This window comes from Kitasatospora sp. NPDC056273 (genome assembly GCF_042268845.1).
In the GTDB taxonomy this organism is placed as follows: Bacteria; Actinomycetota; Actinomycetes; order Streptomycetales; family Streptomycetaceae; genus Kitasatospora.
The window spans coordinates 19714-39432 of the sequence record NZ_JBHJSJ010000004.1; the positions used below are offsets into that span (position 1 = coordinate 19714).

19 protein-coding genes are annotated in these 19719 nt (G+C 70.7%); 11 read left to right on the forward strand and 8 right to left on the reverse strand.

Annotated elements, in window-relative coordinates; genetic code table 11:
* The first annotated feature begins 127 nt into the window (after positions 1 to 127).
* The 4 genes from ACFCY1_RS04845 to ACFCY1_RS04860 are packed head-to-tail and all read left to right on the forward strand — an operon-like array spanning position 128 to position 1569.
* Positions 128 to 1075, forward strand: a complete 948-nt coding sequence (locus ACFCY1_RS04845) for a helix-turn-helix domain-containing protein (protein WP_375873524.1) — start codon at positions 128 to 130, stop codon at positions 1073 to 1075.
* Entirely contained in the window at positions 1032 to 1169 is a 138-nt protein-coding gene (locus ACFCY1_RS04850; protein ID WP_369808269.1) for a DUF397 domain-containing protein, read from the forward strand. Before ACFCY1_RS04845 ends, ACFCY1_RS04850 begins: the two co-directional genes overlap by 44 nt.
* Positions 1166 to 1357: a DUF397 domain-containing protein gene (locus tag ACFCY1_RS04855; RefSeq protein ID WP_375873525.1), complete on the forward strand. Its 192-nt coding sequence runs from the start codon at positions 1166 to 1168 to the stop codon at positions 1355 to 1357. Before ACFCY1_RS04850 ends, ACFCY1_RS04855 begins: the two co-directional genes overlap by 4 nt.
* A 20-nt stretch (positions 1358 to 1377) precedes the next feature.
* Positions 1378 to 1569, forward strand: a complete 192-nt coding sequence (locus ACFCY1_RS04860; RefSeq protein ID WP_375873526.1) for a DUF397 domain-containing protein — start codon at positions 1378 to 1380, stop codon at positions 1567 to 1569.
* Positions 1570 to 1713: 144 nt separating this feature from the next.
* On the opposite strand, the gene ACFCY1_RS04865 is transcribed toward ACFCY1_RS04860, so the two are convergent.
* The 4 genes from ACFCY1_RS04865 to ACFCY1_RS04880 all read right to left on the reverse strand — a co-directional run bounded on the left by ACFCY1_RS04865 (position 1714) and on the right by ACFCY1_RS04880 (position 4293).
* A complete protein-coding gene (locus tag ACFCY1_RS04865; protein WP_375873527.1) occupies positions 1714 to 2466 on the reverse strand; it encodes a phosphotransferase family protein in 753 nt (250 codons plus the stop codon).
* A gap of 145 nt (positions 2467 to 2611) precedes the next feature.
* Positions 2612 to 2797, reverse strand: coding sequence for a hypothetical protein (locus ACFCY1_RS04870; RefSeq protein ID WP_375873528.1), 186 nt, complete (start codon positions 2795 to 2797; stop codon positions 2612 to 2614).
* A gap of 290 nt (positions 2798 to 3087) precedes the next feature.
* Positions 3088 to 3492, reverse strand: a complete 405-nt coding sequence (locus tag ACFCY1_RS04875) for a hypothetical protein (protein ID WP_117486764.1) — start codon at positions 3490 to 3492, stop codon at positions 3088 to 3090.
* Between the two features lie 207 nt (positions 3493 to 3699).
* Positions 3700 to 4293 (reverse strand): DinB family protein, encoded by a 594-nt coding sequence (locus ACFCY1_RS04880; RefSeq protein WP_375873529.1) that lies wholly within the window; start codon positions 4291 to 4293, stop codon positions 3700 to 3702.
* 126 nt (positions 4294 to 4419) lie between these two features.
* On the opposite strand from ACFCY1_RS04880, the gene ACFCY1_RS04885 reads away from it, so the two are divergent.
* The 4 genes from ACFCY1_RS04885 to ACFCY1_RS04900 all read left to right on the forward strand — a co-directional run bounded on the left by ACFCY1_RS04885 (position 4420) and on the right by ACFCY1_RS04900 (position 7093).
* A complete protein-coding gene (locus ACFCY1_RS04885; RefSeq protein WP_375873530.1) occupies positions 4420 to 4599 on the forward strand; it encodes a hypothetical protein in 180 nt (59 codons plus the stop codon).
* Positions 4600 to 4849: 250 nt separating this feature from the next.
* Positions 4850 to 5494, forward strand: a complete 645-nt coding sequence (locus tag ACFCY1_RS04890) for a dihydrofolate reductase family protein (RefSeq protein ID WP_375873531.1) — start codon at positions 4850 to 4852, stop codon at positions 5492 to 5494.
* Between the two features lie 6 nt (positions 5495 to 5500).
* On the forward strand, positions 5501 to 6343 hold the full coding sequence (locus ACFCY1_RS04895) for an alpha/beta fold hydrolase (protein WP_375873532.1): 843 nt from the start codon (positions 5501 to 5503) through the stop codon (positions 6341 to 6343).
* A 270-nt stretch (positions 6344 to 6613) separates the two neighbouring features.
* On the forward strand, positions 6614 to 7093 hold the full coding sequence (locus ACFCY1_RS04900; RefSeq protein ID WP_049659966.1) for a hypothetical protein: 480 nt from the start codon (positions 6614 to 6616) through the stop codon (positions 7091 to 7093).
* 174 nt (positions 7094 to 7267) lie between these two features.
* On the opposite strand, the gene ACFCY1_RS04905 is transcribed toward ACFCY1_RS04900, so the two are convergent.
* A complete protein-coding gene (locus ACFCY1_RS04905; protein ID WP_375873686.1) occupies positions 7268 to 9475 on the reverse strand; it encodes a M4 family metallopeptidase in 2208 nt (735 codons plus the stop codon).
* Positions 9476 to 9812: 337 nt separating this feature from the next.
* Here ACFCY1_RS04905 and ACFCY1_RS04910 point away from each other — a divergent pair, with 337 nt between their 5' ends.
* Positions 9813 to 10328 (forward strand): DinB family protein, encoded by a 516-nt coding sequence (locus ACFCY1_RS04910; protein WP_074006049.1) that lies wholly within the window; start codon positions 9813 to 9815, stop codon positions 10326 to 10328.
* Positions 10329 to 10380: 52 nt separating this feature from the next.
* On the opposite strand, the gene ACFCY1_RS04915 is transcribed toward ACFCY1_RS04910, so the two are convergent.
* A complete protein-coding gene (locus tag ACFCY1_RS04915; protein WP_375873533.1) occupies positions 10381 to 10974 on the reverse strand; it encodes a DUF4291 domain-containing protein in 594 nt (197 codons plus the stop codon).
* 147 nt (positions 10975 to 11121) lie between these two features.
* Here ACFCY1_RS04915 and ACFCY1_RS04920 point away from each other — a divergent pair, with 147 nt between their 5' ends.
* Together ACFCY1_RS04920 and ACFCY1_RS04925 are read left to right on the forward strand one after the other, a co-directional pair.
* Entirely contained in the window at positions 11122 to 11820 is a 699-nt protein-coding gene (locus ACFCY1_RS04920; RefSeq protein ID WP_375873534.1) for a hypothetical protein, read from the forward strand.
* Positions 11817 to 12191 carry a transcriptional regulator gene (locus ACFCY1_RS04925; protein ID WP_259316456.1) on the forward strand — a complete coding sequence of 125 codons (375 nt, stop codon included), beginning with the start codon at positions 11817 to 11819 and terminating at the stop codon, positions 12189 to 12191. Before ACFCY1_RS04920 ends, ACFCY1_RS04925 begins: the two co-directional genes overlap by 4 nt.
* Before the next feature lie 85 nt (positions 12192 to 12276).
* Here ACFCY1_RS04925 and ACFCY1_RS04930 read toward each other — a convergent pair whose 3' ends face one another.
* The gene (locus ACFCY1_RS04930; RefSeq protein ID WP_375873535.1) at positions 12277 to 13050 is read right to left on the reverse strand and encodes a hypothetical protein; all 774 of its coding nucleotides are present in this window, start codon (positions 13048 to 13050) and stop codon (positions 12277 to 12279) included.
* 3 nt (positions 13051 to 13053) lie between these two features.
* A complete protein-coding gene (locus ACFCY1_RS04935; RefSeq protein ID WP_375873536.1) occupies positions 13054 to 19581 on the reverse strand; it encodes an RHS repeat domain-containing protein in 6528 nt (2175 codons plus the stop codon).
* Positions 19582 to 19719 lie beyond the last annotated feature (138 nt).

The window sequence follows — 19719 nt, forward strand, 5'->3', positions numbered from 1 at the left end:
CAGGAGCGCGCACAGTCACGCTGTGCATGCAGATGATTGCGTTCCGGTCTCAATGATCCGGGCTTCGGATGTACGGTGATGGCCGAAATCAGGTACCACGCACCTGCGGTACGTCAGGGGGTCTGACATGGCACACCGGCGACTCGTCAACGAGGTGACGGCCAGTTCGGCGCGGTTGTTCGGCGAAGAGCTGCGCTTCTACCGGGAGGCGACGGGCTACACGCAGGAGCAGTTGGCGAAGCTGCTGCACTCCACCAGGCCGAATATCACACGGTTTGAGTCCGGCAAGAGGCGCATGCCGCCGGACATGGTCATGCAGGCCGACGTACTGCTTGGCGCCGACGGGGCGCTGAAGCGGCTCTGGGATCGGGTGGACTGGAACGCCGAAGTTGAACACCCGGATTGGTTCCAGACTCATGCCGACGCGGAGTCCGAGGCTGTGGCGGCCAGAGTCTTTCAGATCGCGGTGATGAACGGGCTGTTGCAATGCCGCGAGTATGCGGAAGCCGTTTTTGCGGTCAGCGATGCAGCCGGTAAGCCGGAGATGATCAAGCAGCGAACGCAGGCTCGGTTGGCTCGGCAGAAGCGATTCCTGGAGCCGGGCGGGCCGCCCTTGCTGGCGATCCTGGACGAGAGTTGCATTCGAACCGTCTATGGCGGGCCTGGCGTGATGGTGCGTCAGATGGAGCACCTGCTGGCGGTTGCAAAGCTTCCGAACATCGTGATCCAAGTTGTGCCGTTCACGTGTCGACAGGCCAGCGTTGATGTCTCAATGGTGCTGCTGGAGATGCCTGACGGACGAACCTGTGTGTATTCCGAGAGCCTCGATCGCGGGCATTCCAGCGATGTTCCGGAGATCGTTGCGCGGCATCGCTGGAGCTATGATCTGCTCCATGGGGCGGCGCTGCCAGTGGCCGACTCGCTCGCGCTGTTCGCGGATGCGCTGGAAGGGTTCAGGGATGACGAGGAACGAGTTCGACGTGGCCGTCTGGCGCAAGAGCAGCTACAGCGGGGGCAACGGCGGCAACTGCATCGAGGTAGCCCCCGGATTCCCCGGTCTCGTCCCCGTGCGTGACTCCAAGGACCCGCGCGGCCCGGCGCTCGTCTTCCCCTCCGCTGCCTGGGGCTCCTTCATTGCCGCGATTCAGGAGGGTAAGTTCCCTGCATGAGTCTGGTCTGGCGCAAGAGCAGCTACAGCGGGGGCAACGGCGGCGACTGCATCGAGGTAGCCCCCGGATTCCCCGGTCTCGTCCCCGTGCGTGACTCCAAGGACCCGCGCGGCCCGGCGCTCGTTTTCCGGGCTGCCGCTTGGGAAGCCTTCGTGGTGGCTGTCCGTTCGTGCGAGTTCCCGGCGTAGACCTCTTCAGGGAGTTGGCTGTGTTGATCTGGCGTAAGAGCAGCTACAGCGGGGGTGACGGGCGCGAGTGCATCGAGGTGGCCCTTGGCTTTCTCCCCGGTACCGTCCCGGTGCGTGACTCCAAGGACCCGAACGGCCCGGCCCTCCTCTTTCCGTCCGCCGCCTGGGGCTCCTTCATCGCCGCGATCCGTTCCGGTGACTTCCCTGAGTGAACCCGCTGTGGCGCCTCCGGGGGCCGTCGGGGTCAGGGCCCTGCCCGTCGCCATACCGCTTGGACTAGCTCCAACCGCCTTATGGCAAATGGGAGTTAGTGAAAGCTTCCAATGAGGTCGCGGAGGTTGCCATCCCGTGCTGCCTCACATCCGGGCTTTCAGCGCGTCGACCTCGCAGCCCGGCGCGAAGGGGTCGAAGCCGTGCTCGATCAGCCAGCGGAGCGCCAGCAGGCTCCGCAGCGACCACCACGCGTGGATCACGTCGAGGTCGACGTCGACATCGGTGCCGTAGCCGGCGATGACGTCGTCGAGGTGCTCCTCGTGGCCGAGCGTGAAGGTGGCGAGGTCGTACAGGGCGTCACCCCGGCCGGCCTCGGACCAGTCGATGATGCCCGTGACCTCGTCGCCGTCGACGAAGACGTGCGCGATCTGCAGGTCGCCGTGGGTGAACGCCGGGGTCCATGGCCGGAAGGCGGCCTCGGCGACCCGGCGGTTGCGGGTGACCAGGTCGACGGGCAGGATGCCGTTCGTCACCAACACCCCGCACTCCTCGTCGAGTTCAGCCTCCAGCGCGGCGACGCTCCGGCCCGCCCGGCCGGGCCGGGGCGGCAGTGGCGCGTCGTGCAGCTTCCGGATGGCGGCGCCCGCCGCCGCCCACGCGGCCGGTGATCCGGTCGCCGGCCCGCCGAGGCGCCCGAGCGTCGTCCCGGGGACCGCGGCGAGCGCGAGTACGGGCGGCTTGTGCCACAGCACCTCGGGCGTCGGGACCGGCGTGAGGGACATCGCCTCGACCTCGCGGTCGATGCGCGCCTGATCGGCGTCCACCTTCAGGAACACGTCGCCGACGCGCAGGGTCGCGCGCTCGGAATGGGCGACGACGACTTCGACCTCATCCATGGGTGACCAGTATTCCGGGGATCACCGCCGCCGTCGCCGGATTTACCGCGTCTGCTCGGGCAACGTCCGTCCCGGTGCCCGAGTGTGACGAGCCCGTCCGGGGGATGCTCCGGACAGCGTATGCGGGCCGAGTGCTCGATGCCGCTCAGCCTGTCGCGAGCGCGGACACGATCAACGCCAGGAATAGCGCCAGGGTCAGCGCCGGCAGCGCCGCGATGCCCAGGAACACGTGAGCGGCCCGCTTGGCGGCAGGCGTGCCGTGCTCCCTCAGAGCGGCGAAGCAGACCAGCGCCACCGCGACCACCGGCACCGACCAGAACACGACGAACATCCCATCCGGCATCTCCACCCCTTGCCACGCCGTTGCAGGGCGATCGTAGTGCGATCCTGCCGGGGCGGCATTGCGGTCTGGTGCTTGCCCGGAAGTGGGATCCGGTAGGACGTTGTGTGTGGCACGCTGGCAACTCGCCGACGAGCAGTGGACGTTCATCGAGTTCGGGTGCGCATGATACGGCCGGGCCGCCGGTGCACAAGTGCCCGGGTGGAGGGCCGGCCCCGACAAACCGGGACGGCCGGTCGATCTTCGGATCGACCGGCCGGTTCGTTCTCCGTGGACGCCGGTCAGGTGGTGACGACGGTGGCCGCGGCCCCGCCGCGGTCGAGCTCGGCGTCGTAGATGTGCACGACCACGTTCACCGAGGACCTGATCCAGGTGTCACCGGGCGAGGTGACGCCCACCGGAATGCTCACGGTCTCCCCGCCGGTGCAGGGGAGCTGGACCGAGCCGACGCCCGACACGGCGGATTGCGTGGCCTGGACGGTGATCTTGACCCAGTCGAATATCGGGAGGCACCGGTAGGTGACGGAGACGTTCAGCGTCCGCCCGGCATCCGCGACGGTGGCGCCGTTGACGCCTATGGAGAGTCCTCCGGCGCTCGCGGGCGCGGCTGCGAGGACCGTGCTCGCCATGGCAAGGGCGGGGACGGCCAGGAAACGGGCGAACTTGGTACGGGTAGGTGCGCTCATGACAACCTTCTCTCCGGCAGTGGCAACGGACGGGATGGGGTGATCCAGGGGAGCTTCCGAGCCCCCCCATGCTGCGGTTCGCCACTGACCCGGGAGCCAGAAGAGTTGTGGATGTCCGGAATGACACCGCGATGTGGCGTGGAGCCGCCCACAAGTTCAGGATGACTCGATGAACGTCCGTTGCTCGTCGGCGAGTTGATCACGGCATCAGACGGCCTGAGCCTCGATCGGTGCGGCCGACCTGGCGGCCTGCTCGATCTTCGCGAAGTAGGCCGCACGGGCTTGCCCGTCGATCTGCTTCGCGTGTTCGGGGCGCATGCCGGTCCGGCCGTCGAGGCTCTCGCGGAGGATGTCGGCGTGCCCGGCATGGCGGTTGGACTCGCCGAGGACATGGACCATGACGGCGAACAGGTTTGTGCCGGCATGAGGCTCCGGCCACCACGGCACGTGGCCCGGGGCGTCGAGGGGGAGTTCGTTGATCGTCGCGTCCGAGTGTTCCCATGTGCGCTGGTAGAACCCGGTGATCTGATCGCGGGTCTCGTCCTCGGTCGCCCACAGATCGCCGCCGTCGGAGTCCTGCCACCGGGGCAGCGGTTCCGGGGAAGGGCGGTCGAAGACCTCGCCGAAGTACCTGGCCTCGACGGTGGCCACGTGTTTGACCAGGCCGAGGAGGTTGGTCCCGGACGCTGTCAGAGGTCGGCGGGCGTCGTACTCGGACAAGCCGTCGAGTTTCCAGAGCAGTGCCTCGCGGTCCCGCCGCAGTCGCCCGTGCAGGTTGTCCTTCGCGAATTCATCGATCATGCGCCATGAGGCTGCCATGGACTGCTCGTGGCCTCAAGATCCCGTACGCCCGGCAGAGCCGAGGCCTGGCCCTGGCCGCGGCCCTGACCTGCTGCAAGAAGCCCGCGAGACGCGCCACCTGAGACAATGTCCGTACATGCGGGACGGTCGTCGAACAGGCGGTGCGGAACGGCCGAGCTCGTCACCGTCATCGGCAAGCTCTCGGTCGACGACTCGGTCATCAACTACAGCGACACCTTCGTACTGACGCCCGTCGAGCACCATTTCGCCATCACCCAGCACATCTTCCGCACCGTCACCACCTGAGGCAGCCCGCGACGGACGACGAGCCGGCGGGGTCCGGCCCGCCCCGGCTACCCCCCCGCTGACGTACACCGTCGGCGGGAGCGACCTGCTGCCGCCCGTCTGACCCTGAGGGGAGCATCGGGGGCGAGTCGGTCGGCGAGTCGGCGGCGGGTGGGGAAACCGGGCACCGGCGTGGCGATGAGTTTTCCGGCCCCGGAAGGTCTACACCTCGACCGGGACGACCACCTCACCCCCCACCGGGAGCACAGACATGGGCCTCATCCAGATCGAACTGTTCGCGACCCTCGACCTCGTCGGGCAGGCGCCCGGCGGACCTGACGAGGACCCGGAGGGGTTCCCGTACGGCGGCTGGCAGGCACCTCTGTTGAACGAGGTCACCGGCGCGCAGATCCTCGCCGCGTACGAGGGCACGGACGCCCTCCTGCTCGGCCGGCGGACGTACGACCTCTTCGCCTCCTACTGGCCGCAGCAGAAGGAGGGCGAGATCGCCGAACTCTTCAACCGCGTCCCGAAGTACGTGGCCTCCCGGGGCACCCCCGACCTCCCGTGGGCCGGATCCACGCTGCTCGGCCCGGACCTGGCCGGCGCGGTGCGCGAGGTCCGCGACCGGCACCGGAACGTGAAGGTCGTCGGGAGCCTGAACCTGGTGCAGACCCTCCTGCGCGAGAAGCTCTTCGACCGGCTCGACCTCTGGGTGCACCCCATCGTGCTCGGCGTCGGGAAGAAGGTCTTCGACGACGGCGCGGTGCCCACCAACCTCACGCTCCTCGAACCGCCGGTGGCGGGCGCGCAGGGCACCGTGTACCTGCGCTACGGGCTCGCCGACGGCACGCCGAGGACCGGCGACATGAGCCTGCCCGACCGGGGCCTCGGGCACGACGACGACGCCCGGTGACCCGGGATGGCCACCGTCTCCGTCAACGGGACCGCCCTGGGCGTCGAGTCGTTCGGTGACGAGGGCGCGCCGCTCGTCCTGCTCGCGGGCGGGCCGACGATGCTCTCCTGGCCTGACGCGCTCTGCGAACGCCTCGCCGTCGGCGGGCGCCGCGCCGTGCGCTACGACCTGCGCGACAGCGGGGAGTCGACGACGACGGACCCGCGGGCACCCGGCTACACCCTGCGCGACCTCGCCGCCGACGCGGCGGCCCTCGCCCACGCCCTCGGCGGGGCGCCCGCGCACCTCGCCGGGACCGGCGTCAGCGGGATGGTCGCCCAGGTCGCCGCGCTCGACCACCCGGGCGCGTTCTCCGCGCTCACCCTGGTCAACACCCGCGCCGTCGCCCCCGGCCCGCCCGACGACGACCTCCCCGACCACGACCGGGCGACGATGAGCCGCCTGTTCGCCCGCCCGGCGCCCGACTGGACCGACCGCGCGGCGGTCGCGGAGTTCGCCGCCACCGGCGCGGAGATCCTCGGCGACGACCCCGCCGCCGCACGCGCCGTCGCCGTGCGTATCTGGGACCGCACGCCCGGCGCCGCGCCCCCGGTCCAGACGGCCAACCACCTGGGCACCGTGTTCGCCGGGCTGGACTGCACACCCCGCTGGCGCGAGCGCCTGCCGGAGATCGGGGTACCCACCCTCGTCGTCCATGGCCGCCGCAACCGGTTCTTCCCCGTCGGCAACGGCGAGGCGATCGCGCGCGCCGTCCCCGGGGCGCGGCTGCTCGTCCTCGACGGGGGCGCCACCGCGATCCCCGACGCGGCGGTCGGCGCGGTCGCCGAGGCGATGCTCGCGCTCGAGTAGCGGATAGCGGGTAGCGGACGGCGGTTGGTGGACGGTGCACCCGCGGAGCGGCTGCGCCAGGCGCGGGAGGGGACCGGCGGGCCGATCGGCCGAGGCGGGCCGGAGGATCCGTACGGGCGCGCGTGGACGGCGGGTGCCGGAGCGATCATCCCGGGCGGAAGGGCGGGATGACGGCCCGTCGGGGGTGCTAGAACCGTCGACGGCTGTGAACGCCCACCGGCGAACGCCGCCCCCCCCCGTACCGTGCAACTCCTCGACGAGGGAGAAGACATGTCCGTCGCACGAACCGTACGTACCGCACGCACCGCGCTGCTCGCCGCCTTCGCCGCGCTCACCCTGCTGCTCACCGGGGCCGTCACCGCGGCACCGGCCACCGCCGCCACCACGGGGCTCGACGACACCTGGGCCTGCTCCGTCCCCTCCGGCTACGTCTACGAGGGGGTCGTCTTCAGCCGGACGTGTAGCGGCGGCGGCAGCTGGAACTCGCCGCAGTACCACCTGCGCACGCCCGTCGACGGCCTCACCGCCTGCTCGACCGCCCCGGGCTTCACCTACGACGCCGCCGGCTCGTCCACCACGTGCAGCCTGACCCAGGGCGTCCCGTCCACCACCTTCCACCTGCGCGTCCCGGTCAGCGGCATGTGGGCGTGCAGCGTCCCGAGCGGCTTCACCTACAGCGCCACCACGTCGAACCTGGACTGCGCCACCGTACGCAACGTGCCGACCACCAAGTTCCTCCTGGCCCGCTGACCCCAGGCCCGCCGACCGGCTGACCGGCTGACCCGGACCGCCCGTGGTGGCGGTCCGTGCCGCACGTGCAAGAGGTGATCCGGTCGGCGAGGACGTGCTCTCGCCGACCGGATCACCTCAGTGGTCCGTGCTCAGTGGTCCGTGCTCAGGGGGCCGTGCTCAGTGCGGGGGCGGTCAGAAGATGAGCTTCCAGCCGTCGAGGTGGCCGGAGTCGCCGCGGTACGTGTCCTGCATGCGGAGGCGCCAGGTGCCCTTGGCGGGCTGGGCGGAGGCGTCCACCGTGTAGGTCTCGATGACGTTCTCGCCCGAGTCGCTGAAGCTGCCCTTCTTCAGCGAGTACACCGTGCCGTCCGGGCCGACCAGGTCGATGACCAGGTCGCCGCGCCAGGTGTGCTTGATGTCCACGCTCACCTTGAGGTCGCTCGGCGCCTGGCCCTGGAGCCGGTCGACGACGATGTCGGAGAAGACCGCCGGGCCGCCGTCCGGGATCGGCAGGGAGGTGCTGTTCGTGAAGATGCCCGGGGAGACCCGCCAGGTGAACGTCGTCGACGTCCTACCGCGGTGGGAGCTCTGGGCGGTGACGGTGACCGTGTAGGTGCCCGGGAGGGCCGGGACGCCGGTGACGCGGCCGGTGACCGGGTGGAGCGTCAGGCCCAGGGGGAGGCCGGTCGCGTGGTAGGTGACGATGCCGGGGTTGAGGTTCGAGGCCTCGACCCCGAGGTCGGCGGAGGTGCCGATCGCGGTGATCTGGTTGGCGACGGGCTCCAGCAGGAGGCCGTCGACGACGCGCGGGCCGACGTTGATGGCCGCCCAGGCGTTGGCGGTGTTCTGGTACGTCGTGCTGTTCTTCCCGTACAGGTCGGCGGCGGCCTGGAGGGTGGCGGTGCGGGCGGCCGCGTAGTTGGTCGACGAGGTCATGTAGGTGGTGAGCGCCCGGTACCAGATCTTGGCCGCCGCGTCCCGGCCGATGCCGGTCACCGGCAGGCCGTCGGAGGTCGGGGAGTCGTAGGCCACGCCGTTGACGGTCTTGGCGCCGCTGCCCTCGGAGGCCAGGTAGAACCAGTGGTTGGCCGGGCCGGAGGAGTAGTGGACGTCGACGGAGCCGACGTCGGCCGACCAGTAGTCCCTGGAGCGGCCGTCCTTGGAGGGCTTGTCCATGTAGCGCAGCGGGCTGCCGTCGCCCCGGATGTCGATCTTCTCGCCGACCAGGTAGTCGCCCTTGTCCTCGGGGTTGTCGGCCCAGAACTCGATCGCGGCGGCCATGATGTCGGAGGTGGCCTCGTTCAGGCCGCCGGACTCGCCGCTGTAGACCAGCTTCGCGGTGGCGGAGGTGACGCCGTGGGTCATCTCGTGGGCGCCGACGTCGATGGAGGTCAGCGGCTTGACGTTGCCCGCGCCGTCGCCGTAGGTCATGCAGAAGCAGGCGTCGGACCAGAACGCGTTGACGTAGTTCTTGCCGTAGTGGACCCGGGTGTAGGCGCCTACGCCGTCGTCCTTGATGCCGTTGCGGCCGTGGACGTTCTTGTAGTAGTCCCAGGTGAGTTGGGCGCCGTAGGCGGCGTCGACGGCCGCGGTCTGCCGGTTGGCGACGGTGCCGTCGCCCCAGGTGTCGGTCGGGTTGGTGAACAGCGTCCTGGTGCCGCTGGTGCCGTTCAGGTCGTAGGTGCTGTGGCCGCCGCGGGTGTTGTCGGTCATCGCGAAGCCGCCGGCGACCGCCGAGGTGCCGATGGTGACCTGGCCCGAGTACTTGCTGGTGCCGACGCCGGTCTCGATGCCCTGGTACTCGAAGATCTTCTTGCCCGTGTCGGCGTCGGTGATGACGTGCAGTTCGGACGGCGTGCCGTCCTCCTGCGTGCCGGTGACCACCGTCTCCCAGGCGAGCCGCGGGGTGCCGGACGCGGCCCAGACCACCTTGCGGGCGTCGTCGGCCGCCGCCTCCGTGACCTTCGCGCTCCCGGCGCTGTCGAGCGCGAGGCCCTTCGCCGCGTCGGCGCTCTCCTTGGGAGTGGTGTCGACGGCGATGTCCGCCTCGGTGGCCTTGGTGACGCCCCTGGTGGTGCCGTCGGGGGCGGTGTGGACGACCAGGTCGCCGCCGAGCACCGGGAGTCCGTCGAAGGTCCGCTCGTAGCGGGTGTGCAGGCTGCCGTCCGCGTCCTTGGTGACGCCCTTGACGACCAGCGCCTCCTTCGCGTCCAGGTTCAGCGACCTCGCGGTCTTCGCCAGGGACGCGTCCGCGGAGGCCAGCAGCTCGCCGCGCTGCTCGGGCGACAGCTGCACCGGCATCGCGCCGGCGAAGGCCTGGACCCCGGCGGGGGCCTCGGCGGGAGTCCCGGCAGGAGTGTCGGCGGCGGCGACGCCGGGCGTCAGAGCGGCCACGACCATCGCGGCGCCGACTAGCAACGCGCCCGCGGCGGTGGACTTTCGGGGGGATCGAGTCACACGGAACTCCTTCTGCGACGGCCCGGGTTCGGGGGGCCGGAGTCAGCCGGGCGGCCTGGGGTGACGCCGCCCGGTAGAGCTGGTGGTTCGAATGAGATGGGAAGGAACAGTGTCATTTTTGGTCTGAACGCGTCACCCTTTGTGCAACAAGTTGGCCGAATACCTTCGCCGATGACGTAATGGGGAGGTAATTCTTCGCCAGAAGGCGAGCAATGCGGGGGGAAAACCGGTGCACCGCGCTGTCGTGGGTACCGGCACGACGCCGTGGCAGACTCGGCCCATGACGATCTCCCTGCCCGAGCCCGACCAGCAACTCTCCGACCCCAGTGAGCTGTTGCTCGACTACCTCGACTACTACCGCTCCGTGATCGGCGCCAAGACCGAGGGGATGTCCGACGCGGAGCTGCGTGCCAGCCGGCTCCCCTCCGGATGGACCATGCTCGAACTGCTGAAGCACCTCGTCCACATGGAGCAGCGCTGGCTGCGCTGGGGCTTCCGCGCCGAGCAGGTCCCGGCGCCCTGGGGCGACCGGGGCCCGGAGGACCGCTGGTACGTCGGACCGGAGGAAACGGCCGCCGAACTCCTCGCCGCGCTGCACGCGGGCGGCGAGCACACCCGGGCCGTCGTGTCGGGCACGCCCCTGTCCACCGTCGCCGCACCCGGCGGCCGCTTCCCCGACGACGGCACCCCGCGGCCCACCCTGGGCTGGATCCTGTTCCACGTCCTCCAGGAGTACGCCCGCCACGCGGGGCACCTGGACATCGTCCGCGAGCTCACCGACGGCGCCACCGGCTGACGCCCGCTGCCGGCTGACAGTCGCAGCCGGCGGGCGGGGTGCGCCCGCCGGCTCAGCCGGCCAGGTGGGCGAGCAGCGCGTCGCCCGCCGGGTAGAGGCGTTCGGCGGGGAGGAGCTGCCGGGCGGCCTCCAACTCCCCGTCCCGCACCCGGTCGTGGACCGCGTGCGCGAGCGCGGTGACGTCCTCGACCGCGACGATCCACTCCTCCGCGTACCGCTCCGCCGCCTCCCCGGTCAGGCCGAGCTGGAGCGACCGGTGGGGCAGCGGCCGAAGGTGCAGATCGCGCTCCGGATCCCACTGCACCCGCGCCGGGGACCTCTTCAACCGGCGCTGCCAGGAGGCCCGGTCGGGGTGCAGCCCGCGCTCGTAGTGGGACAGGCAGCTGTTCCGCAGCGCCCATTCGAAGCCCTCGCGGGTGATCTCGACCGCCAGGACGGTCTCCTGGCCCTCCTTCCTCGCCCACCCGCAGCGGTACATCATCCAGAGGAACGACGGCTTGATCCACGTCATCCGGTCCCGCTTCCACGCCGCCGGGAAGCGGCCGTCCCGAGCGGTGGGCAGCCCGATCTCCGGCGCGTACGCCTGGTAGACGGTCACCGTCGAGTCGGTGTGGAGGGCGCGGATCTGGTGCTTCGGTTCTGACACGCCGACCAGGGTCGGCCTTCAACGCACCTCGCGCCAGCGATTTTCCCAGCTCGGCGGGGGCGTGTGCCCGTCAACCGCCCGCCGCGTACGGCCAGTTCGGAAACTGATCTCTGGACGCAATCGGTTTGTCATGCAAACCTGGTCCTCATGGCGACTCAACCCGTTCAGCCCTCAAGCGACCCCCGGCACCTCCTGGCAGCGACCGGCGCCGTGATCCAGCGCGTCCGCCGTGAGCAACGCGGCGCGTGGTTCCCGCTCCTGGCCTTCGCCGCCGTGAGGTTCGGCGCGATACCGGTCGTGCGGTACGGCCAGGGCCCCTGCGACGCGCCCCGCTACGGCCTGGGCGGAGTCTGCGTCAACTCCCTTCCCCCTGCCATGTGGTACTGGCCGGTGGCGCTGCTGCTCTCCTACGCCGCGATCAGCTGGTTCTACCTCCGCCGGTCCGCCCGGCTCGGCCTGGGCACCCGGATCCGGCCGTACCTGGTGCTGGGCGTCGTCCTCGCCCTGCTCATGACCGCCGACCAGGTGTGGACGGTGTCCCACCCGGGCTTCCTCGCCGACCTGTACGGGCAGCCGGGACCGCTCTCCGCGGTCGCCGACACGCTGATGAGCCCGGCCGGCACGATCGGTCTGGCGCTGCTGCTGCTCGCCTGGATCGAGCGCAGCCGGCCGCTCCTCGCCGTGACCTGCGGATACCTGATCGCCATGCTCTCCTCTGACGACCTTCCCGGCCTGTCCCCGTGGTCCTTCCTCCCCGGCGTGCTGCTGGAAGGCGGCGTGCTGCTGCTCGGCGGCGTCGCCCTCGCCCTGCTGCACCACCGGGCCCAGGGACGGTCGGCCGAATGACCGAGCACCCCACCAGCGGCCTCGACGACGTCGTCCACCAACGCGTCCGCCTGGGCATCCTCGCGGTCGCCAAGGAGGCCCGGCGGGTGGAGTTCACCTTCCTGCGCACCACCCTCGGCCTCACCGCCGGCAACCTCTCCCAGCACCTCGGCGTCCTGGAGAAGGCCGGCCTGGTCACGATCGACAAGGGCTACGAGGGCAAGCGCGCCCGCACCTGGATCCAGCTCACCAAGGCCGGCAAGAAGGCCCTGCACGACGAGATCGCGGCACTCCGGAGCCTGATCCACCGCCTCGAAGGAGCCGAGGAACCCGACGGGGGAGCCACCGGGACGACCGACCCCGGCCCCGCGGCCGCCCCGGCGCCCCACTGAGATCACCCCGGGAGGCCCCGGGACGTGCCGCAGGGCGGCAGCACCGGCCGAACCGGTGCTGCCGCCCTGCGTGTTTCCCGTCCGGTCAGCCGAGCGGGGCCAGCTCCACCTCGTAGCGGTAGAGCCGGCCGTTCACCCAGCACGCCAGGTCGGCGCCGGCGGTGTGCCGGGCGAGTTCGGCGAGCAGGCGCTCGGTGAACCCGTCCAGCTGCCGGGCGTCGACCGCGGCGGCGCCGGAGCGGGCCCCGGCGGCGAAGGGGAGTCCCTCCGCACGGGACGACACGGTGTAGGCCACCGAGTCACCCGCGTCCTCCGACGGGGCGAGGTGCCGGTTGGGCTCGTCCTCGGCGAAGACCAGCCCGGTGCCGGAGGCGGCGCGGTTGGCCGCCTCGACCAGGGAGAAGCCCGGTGCGGTCAGTGGAGCCTCGCTCCCGAGCCGCAGGTTGACGACACCTTCCGACAGCTCCGGGAGGATCCGGTAGCTGTAGGCGTCATCGACCTCGAACGCCGATTCCGCCTCCGGCCACGCGCTGTGCAGTTCGGCGACGAGGGACCGGCAGAACGCCCGCAGGGAACCGAGGCTGTCGTCGGTGTCCTCGGTCGTCCAGTAGATGGAGACGTGGATGAAGCAGTCGTAGTCACGCTGCCCGTCGCCGGGAGGCCCGGCGACGGCGGGCCCGGCGAGGTCACCGGGATCGGCGCTCAGCCGGATCCGGAACTTCGATCCGTCCGTGCCCACGCGGTGGTGCCACGGTGCCGTGAGCGGGTCGCTGACCGGCACCAGGACGTCGGCGATCTCCTGGGCGGTGAGAGCGGGACCGGACGGTCGTCTCACCAGGATGGCGGCATCAGTCGACACGGCTCAGCACCCGTGGCCCTTGCACTTGTAGTCGCCGCCGATCCTGCCGTCGATGTGCCAGCCCCCCGGGTCTCCGGCCGCCCAGATGTGGTACTCCTGGAAGTCCGAACTCCGTCTCCGCAGGTAGTCGTCCAGGCTTGCCATGGCCGTCTTGGCGGAGTAGTCGTCCGGCATCTTGATGTAGGTGCGTACGGCGCCCTTCCCGTTGGACTTCCTCATGTTGTCGTGGACCGCGGTCGGTCCGGGCTTGGTCTCCTTGAACTCGGACGGCACCCCGTCGACCCAGGCGTCGAAGCCCTTGCCGGACTTTCCGCCGTCGTCCAGCGTCGCCTTGACATGGGAGCCGCCTCGGGCCAGTTCGAAGGCTATCGCGTACTCGCTGTTGCTGAGCGACCAGGTGGTGAGGTTGCTCCCCTTCTTGGTCAGCGTCTTGAACCGCTGCTCGTCGAAGGGGGTTTCGGACTCGTCGATCCGGCCGGCGATGTCCTCGACGTAGTTCTTGTCGACGATGTCCTGGGCCAGGTTGGCCCACTGGCAGCCGTCCCGGGCCGAGCGGTGGCAGTACTTCTTGTTGATCTCCCGGATCTTCTCCAGGTACTCGCCGATGATCGGGTTGTCCGGCTGCATCAGCCAGGCCACCCGGGCCTCGTGCCACTTCTTGCGGTTCTCCGGGCTGCCCGAAGTGGTCTTGCTCGGGGACGTCGATCCGCCGCCGCCGCCACCGCCGCCACCGCCGCCACGGGTACTGGGAGCCTCGTCGTCGTCACCGCCGTCGGTGCAGTTGGTGACGCACTGGTCGCCCATGGTCGGCTCGTGGAACGTGCCGTTCATGCCGACCCAGCCGTGCAACGCCATGTCGTTGCCCGAGCAGTCGTCGGCGCACATCTTGCGGCCGTCGGGGTCGCTGGTGCTGGTCGGGTTGCCGCCCGAGTAGGCGTACCCGTTCAGCTCCTTGGGGCTGGCCGGGTCGAACACCGGGTCGATGCTGAGGAACCGGCCCAGGGACGGGTCGTAGTCACGCGCTCCGAGGTGGACCAGCCCGGTGGGCTCGGTGACACCGCCCAGGAAGCCGTGGCTGCCCGACCAGGTGGCCGGTGCCGCGCCGCGCTGTTCGCCGTACGGCGTGGTCCGCTTCTGGGCGACCGCGCCGGTGGAGGCGTCGACGTTCAGCTCGGCGGTGGAGTGGTGGTCGGCGACCTGGAAGGCGACCTTGTTGTCGTCGGTCCGGACGGCCGAGGCCTGCCCCAGCGAGTAGTACCTGGTGGCGACGGGCTTGGCCGCGCCCTTGGTCAGGGTCAGCTCGGTGGTGCCGAGGTAGAGCGTCCAGTTCTCGGCGCCCGGGTTGGCGCTGTCCAGGACGTGCGAGGTCAGCCGGCTGCCGCTGGGGTCGTAGAGGTACTCCGTCGTCTTCGTGCTGGTGACGGGCCCGTTCTTGACGGTGTCGACGACCTTGCCGAGCTTGCCCTCGGCGTCCCAGGTCAGCGCCTGGTCGCTGGTGGCTCCGGCGGCGAGGTCCCGGTGGCGGGCGATGGTGTTGCCCGCCGGGTCGTAGCCGGCGGTCTCGGCGAGGACGCCGGTGCCGCTGGTGCCCTTCAGGGTGTGCGGCTGGGCGGCCGTCGCGCCGGGGTAGTTGTACTTGGTGGTGACGTCCTTGGCGGGGTCTCCGGTGGTGTCGTGCCGGGTCTGGGTGTCCCGGGTGCTGTCGGGGTTGAACTGCCAGCTGGTCCAGTACGGGGCCGGGCCGCCGAGCGCCTTGGCGTCGGGCGTGGCCGGGCAGCCGGTGCCGCTCGGGGTGAACGCCTCGGTGAGCCGGGCCAGGTAGTCGTACTGGAAGCACTGCCGGTCGGTGCCGGCGCGCGAGGTGTCGGTGATCGACGTGACGTTGCCGACCTGGTCGTAGGTGTAGGCGGCCGCGCGCAGCGGGCTCGCCACGCCGTACTGGTCGGTGCGGCTGGACGCCAGCCGCTGGGTGCCCCACTCGTAGGCGTTGGTGAGGTAGAGCTGCTTGTTCGCCGTCCCGTCGGACAGCGTGCTCTGCAGCGGCTTGCTGGTCAGGCTGTAGGTCTGGCCGGTGAGGTAGCTGCTCAGACCCTGGGCCGTGGTCATCCGGGTGAGGGCGTCGTAGCCGTAGGCCACCGACTCGGCGGCGAGGTTGCCGGCCGCCGGGTAGCTGACGCTCTGCTGCTTGCCGTCGAGCCGGTAGATCGTGCCGCTGACGTAGCTCCCCGCGAGCGCCTCCTGGCCGGGGACGGACGGAACGCTGAGCGTGGTCCGGGTCGGGCGGCCCAGCGCGTCGTACAGCGACCAGGTGGTCGTGTACGGGTAGGTGGTGCCGCCGACGGTGGAGTACCGGGTCGCCGAGGAGATCAGGCCCTTGTTGCCGGACGGGTCCCAGGTCTGCGAGGTGAGCAGCGGACCCGACACGGAGCCGGAGTGCAGCTCGGTCTGCCGGTCGAGGTTGTCGTAGGCGTACGCCAGGGTCTGGTTGTTGCCGTCCCGGCTGGTGGCCAGCCGGCCGCGGTCGTCGTAGGTCTTGACCGAGGTGCCGGAGTCGGGGTCAACGGTCTTGACCTGACGGCCCTGCTGGTCGTACGTCCAGTTCCACTGCGTCCCGTACTGGTCCGTCAGCTGGGTGGTGTGTCCGGCCGGGTCGTAGCCGTACCGGATGGTGTCGTAGGCGCCGCTGGGGGAGCCCCCGCGGTACTGGCGGATCTCGCTGGTCCGGCCGCGGGCGTCGGTGACGGTCGTCGCCGGCGTGCCGCCGGTGGGCGGGGTGACGGTGACCCGGTCGCCGCCGTACTCGGTGAGCGTGGTGGCGATCGGGGTGCCGACGCCGTTGCCCGCCAGGGTGGTGGACTTGACGACGCGGCCGAGGCCGTCGAAGGCGACGGCGGTCTGGGTCTCGACGCCGGTGGCGTCCTCGACCTTGAACAGGGTGCCGGAGGCCGCGCCGGTCGCGTAGTAGCCGGCGTAGGCGAGCGCGGCCTGCCCCTGCTCGTCGTAGAAGGTGTCGGTCAGGACCCGGCCGCCGTTGTCCCCGGGGGACTGGGTCTGACGGGCCCGGCCGAGACCGTCGTACAGGGTGTACGCGGTGGCCTGGGAGCCGTCGGCGTTGAGAGCCTTGGTGGAGACGACGCGGATCTGGCCGTCGTTGTCGGTGTAGCCGAACTCGTGGTTCGGGGTCTGGCCGGTCCCCTTGGACCGGTTCGGCAGCCAGACCTTGAGGGTGCGGCCGAGCGCGTCGTACTGGGAGTCGGTGCGGCGGTTGTTGGCGTCGACGGTGTCGACGGCCTGGCCGCGCAGCAGGTCGAGGTCGGTGACGGAGACCATGGCGGTGGCGGGGTTGCCCGCGACCACCGGGGGCCCGGTCGTGGTGACCTTGGTCGGCCGGCCGTTCGCCGGGGCGAAGCCGGTGGTGGTGGTCTGCGCCAGCGGGCTGGCGGTGGTCACCGGTCCCGTGGCGCCCGTGGTGTCGAACACCGTGGTGGACGCCAGCTTGGTGGTGCTGTCGGCACGGCCGTAGGCGTCGTAGTGGGTCGTCCCGTCCAGGTAGGTGGCGCGGTTGCCGGAGCGGGACTTCAGGGTGTGCACGGTGGTGGCGTCGCCCTTGACGGGAGCCGCGCCGTAGGCCTGGCCGTCGTAGCGGGTGCGGATGTCCGACAGCACCGCGGAGGTGCCGTCCGCCTGGGTGTCGCGGTTCACGGCCGCCGAGCAGTTGGCGGCGACCATCTCGATCTGGATGCTGCCGGTGAGGATCCAGGCCGCGGTGTTGTCCGCGTACGTCGTGCGGGTGCAGGTGTCGTCGGTGCCGACCGCGACGTCGCCCAGGTCCTCGGTCTGCGTCGTACGGCCGTAGCCGTCGAACGAGGTCGCGGTGCGGGTCTCGCGCCAGGAGCTTCCGGCGCCCTTGTCCAGGGAGGTGAAGGACCGGGTCGCCTGGGTGCCGGTGAGGTTGGCGGTGGTGGTGCCCCAGTCGTTGGAGCGCTTCGCGGTCTCCTTCTTCCACGGGGTGCTGACGGACTTGGAGAGGATCACGCCGCCGGGCTTGTCGTACTGCTCGCTGCGGTACTCGTAGCCGGCCCAGGCCTGGTCGTCGGTCAGGACGGTGCCCTGGCCGTCGTCCACGGTGACGCCGCGCTTGCTGTTCTTGTCACCGGGGTTGTCGCGGTCCTGGTCCATGCCGCGCAGGAAGTAGTGGTCGGCCTGGGTGGTCATGCCGGTGACGCCGCCGGTCTCGACCCGGGCGTGGGCGTAGCCGCGCCACTGGGACCAGGTCTTGAGCTTGGCCGGGGTCAGGCCGTCCTCGTCGTCGAAGTGCCAGGCGGCGTCGCCGAGGTAGCTGTAGTGGGTGACCATGTCGGGCGCGCCGCCGGTGCGGTCGGTGGCGATGACCGCTTCGACGACGTACTTGTTGAACCACTCCGTGGTCACCGGCACGTCGTTGGACGGCTGGTACATCTGCGGGAAGCAGCGGGTGGTGTTGGACTGCGGCGTGGGCAGGGCGTTCCAGTCGCAGGCCGCGGCCGAGTAGTTGACGTCGAGCTGGCCGCCCTGCTCGTCGGTGATGGTGCCCAGGCGCTGCTTGATGAACGGCATGCGGCCGTCACCGACCTTGTCGAGCCGGTTCGCCAACTGCTTGTAGGCGAAGCCGGTCTTCGGCAGGGTGATCGCCGGGGCGGCGGACGACCCGGTGTGCTGGATGGAGTCCAGCAGCAGCTGGTAGTCGAAGTCGGCGGTGCCCCACTTGTGGTTCAGGGTCCACGTGTCGACCGCGGCGTAGTTCCCGTCGGCCTGGAGCGTCCTGGCGGTGACGGAGGTCAGCCGGGTCCGGGTGAAGTAGGTCGGCGAGGACTGGCCGGTGCAGTCGGTGCCGTCCTTGCAGTTCTGGTCCCACGGGGTGTCGTACCAGTACTGCCGGTTGGCGTCGATCTTCGCCGGGTCGCAGAGCGCGGCGTTGGACTCCAGGCAGCGCTCGGCGGTGCCGAAGTCGACCCGGCCCATCGGCTTGACGGTGGCCGAGTAGACGTCCTGCTGCTGCTGGCCGTACTCGATGTGGTCCAGACGGCCGCCCCGGATGTAGGGGGTGCGGTCGGAGGCCTTCAGGTTGCGGCCGTAGTTGTTGGTCTCGGGGGTGTACCAGTAGGTGATGTCGTTGCCGTGGGCGTCGACCACCAGGTCCAGGTTCCACCGCCAGCCCTGCTGGCACCAGGAGGACGCGAAGTCGGCGCCGTTGCACGGCTCGCCCGCGTTGTTGCCGTACACCGGCACGGTGTAGACGGACTTGGTCTCCGGCTTGCCCGCCGACCAGTTCGGCAGGCGGTTGTAGCCGAAGTAGTAGTTCGTGCCGTCGGCGGTGGTGGCGCGGAAGTACTCGCCGTCGTTGTCGCCGTTGCCCCGGCCGGTGTCGCGCAGGCGGGTGACCTTGGTGTTGTCGTCGCCCTTGATCCGCCACTCGTCGCCGGAGACCGGGATCAGCTCGCCGGAGTGGCCGCCGAAGCTGATGGTGCCGTTGTCGGTGCCCCAGCACAGGTCGCCCGGGCTGTTGGTGCCGGTCTTGGGCGCGCCGTCGTCCGCGCAGGCCTTGTAGCTGCGCTCGACGAAGCCGGGGGAGAGCTCGAAGCCGTCGCCGGCCCAGGAGGCCTGGTTGTTGCTGTTGGCCGTCCGGCCGTCGATCGCGCCGGAGTTGTAGGACAGCCCGATCTTCGGGGTCAGCCCGCCGGGCATCGTGGTCAGCGGCATGTCGTACGACCAGCTGAACGACCCGCTGTTCAGCGAGGTCGACCAGGAGGACGCCGGGGTCAGCGGCGTGGCCTTGTAGTCACCGCTCGGCCCGGCGCTGCCGGCCGTGGCGGCCAGCACCATCGCGCCCGGCGCGGACGCCAGCCGCATCGACCCGGCCGGGGCCGTGGTCAGGGAGTCCGCGGCGACGGTCTGCTTCGCCACGTCGTTGCCGCCCGGCAGCGGGGTCTGCACCCGGCATTCGGGCAGGTCGGGGGTGGTCAGCGCGCACTCGGGCAGGCGGACCAGCTTCAGCCGGGAGCCGAAGCCGGAGCCGGCGGCCTGGGCGAAGGACGAGTAGTCGACGGCCAGGCCGCTGTTCTCGTCGGCGCCGGAGACGGTCAGCAGCAGGCCGTTGATGCCGGCCTTCGCGGCGGCGTCCTGGCCGAGCAGCTCGACCTTCGCCTTGCCCGCCGAGCCGGCGGAGGAGAGGGCGACGGGCAGCTTGCCGGCCTTGACGGCCTTGCCCTTCTCACCGGGGACATCGAGGGTGGCGCTGCCCGCGCCGGGCAGGGCGCCGTGCTTGCCGTCGGTCTTGCTGACGGTGGTGTCGGCCTTGCGGCCCTTGGCCTTCGCGTCCGAGCCCTTGACGGGCTTCTCGGGTGAGACCGCGGAGGGCTTGGTGTACGGTTCCGCGGCCGCCGCGACGGCGGCCAGCGGCAGTGCCGGCAGCAGCGACCCGACCAGCGTGCCCGCGATGATCGCGGACACTCTGGTGCGGGTCGGCCTCGGCACCGACCTCTTCCTGCTCATGTGGGGAACAACTCCTCAGGGGAAAACGGGTGTGACGGACCGTGGGCCGGGGGGCAGGGAGCCCCCCCGCCCCCCGGAGGGTGGGGGATAAGAAGCCCGGGGGGGTGGCCCGCACGGCGGTGGTGGGGGCCCCCCTGG

What these genes read in the sequence shown, in the direction of transcription:
- ACFCY1_RS04935 (WP_375873536.1), bottom strand. Translation starts at nt 19,581, where the DNA reads ATGAGCAGGAAGAGGTCGGTGCCGAGGCCGACCCGCACCAGAGTGTCC.
- ACFCY1_RS04895 (WP_375873532.1), top strand. Translation starts at nt 5,501, where the DNA reads ATGGCCACCGTCTCCGTCAACGGGACCGCCCTGGGCGTCGAGTCGTTC.
- ACFCY1_RS04870 (WP_375873528.1), bottom strand. Translation starts at nt 2,797, where the DNA reads ATGTTCGTCGTGTTCTGGTCGGTGCCGGTGGTCGCGGTGGCGCTGGTC.
- ACFCY1_RS04910 (WP_074006049.1), top strand. Translation starts at nt 9,813, where the DNA reads ATGACGATCTCCCTGCCCGAGCCCGACCAGCAACTCTCCGACCCCAGT.
- ACFCY1_RS04890 (WP_375873531.1), top strand. Translation starts at nt 4,850, where the DNA reads ATGGGCCTCATCCAGATCGAACTGTTCGCGACCCTCGACCTCGTCGGG.
- ACFCY1_RS04855 (WP_375873525.1), top strand. Translation starts at nt 1,166, where the DNA reads ATGAGTCTGGTCTGGCGCAAGAGCAGCTACAGCGGGGGCAACGGCGGC.
- ACFCY1_RS04920 (WP_375873534.1), top strand. Translation starts at nt 11,122, where the DNA reads ATGGCGACTCAACCCGTTCAGCCCTCAAGCGACCCCCGGCACCTCCTG.
- ACFCY1_RS04905 (WP_375873686.1), bottom strand. Translation starts at nt 9,475, where the DNA reads ATGGTCGTGGCCGCTCTGACGCCCGGCGTCGCCGCCGCCGACACTCCT.
- ACFCY1_RS04885 (WP_375873530.1), top strand. Translation starts at nt 4,420, where the DNA reads ATGTCCGTACATGCGGGACGGTCGTCGAACAGGCGGTGCGGAACGGCC.
- ACFCY1_RS04845 (WP_375873524.1), top strand. Translation starts at nt 128, where the DNA reads ATGGCACACCGGCGACTCGTCAACGAGGTGACGGCCAGTTCGGCGCGG.
- ACFCY1_RS04875 (WP_117486764.1), bottom strand. Translation starts at nt 3,492, where the DNA reads ATGAGCGCACCTACCCGTACCAAGTTCGCCCGTTTCCTGGCCGTCCCC.
- ACFCY1_RS04880 (WP_375873529.1), bottom strand. Translation starts at nt 4,293, where the DNA reads ATGATCGATGAATTCGCGAAGGACAACCTGCACGGGCGACTGCGGCGG.
- ACFCY1_RS04900 (WP_049659966.1), top strand. Translation starts at nt 6,614, where the DNA reads ATGTCCGTCGCACGAACCGTACGTACCGCACGCACCGCGCTGCTCGCC.
- ACFCY1_RS04925 (WP_259316456.1), top strand. Translation starts at nt 11,817, where the DNA reads ATGACCGAGCACCCCACCAGCGGCCTCGACGACGTCGTCCACCAACGC.
- ACFCY1_RS04865 (WP_375873527.1), bottom strand. Translation starts at nt 2,466, where the DNA reads ATGGATGAGGTCGAAGTCGTCGTCGCCCATTCCGAGCGCGCGACCCTG.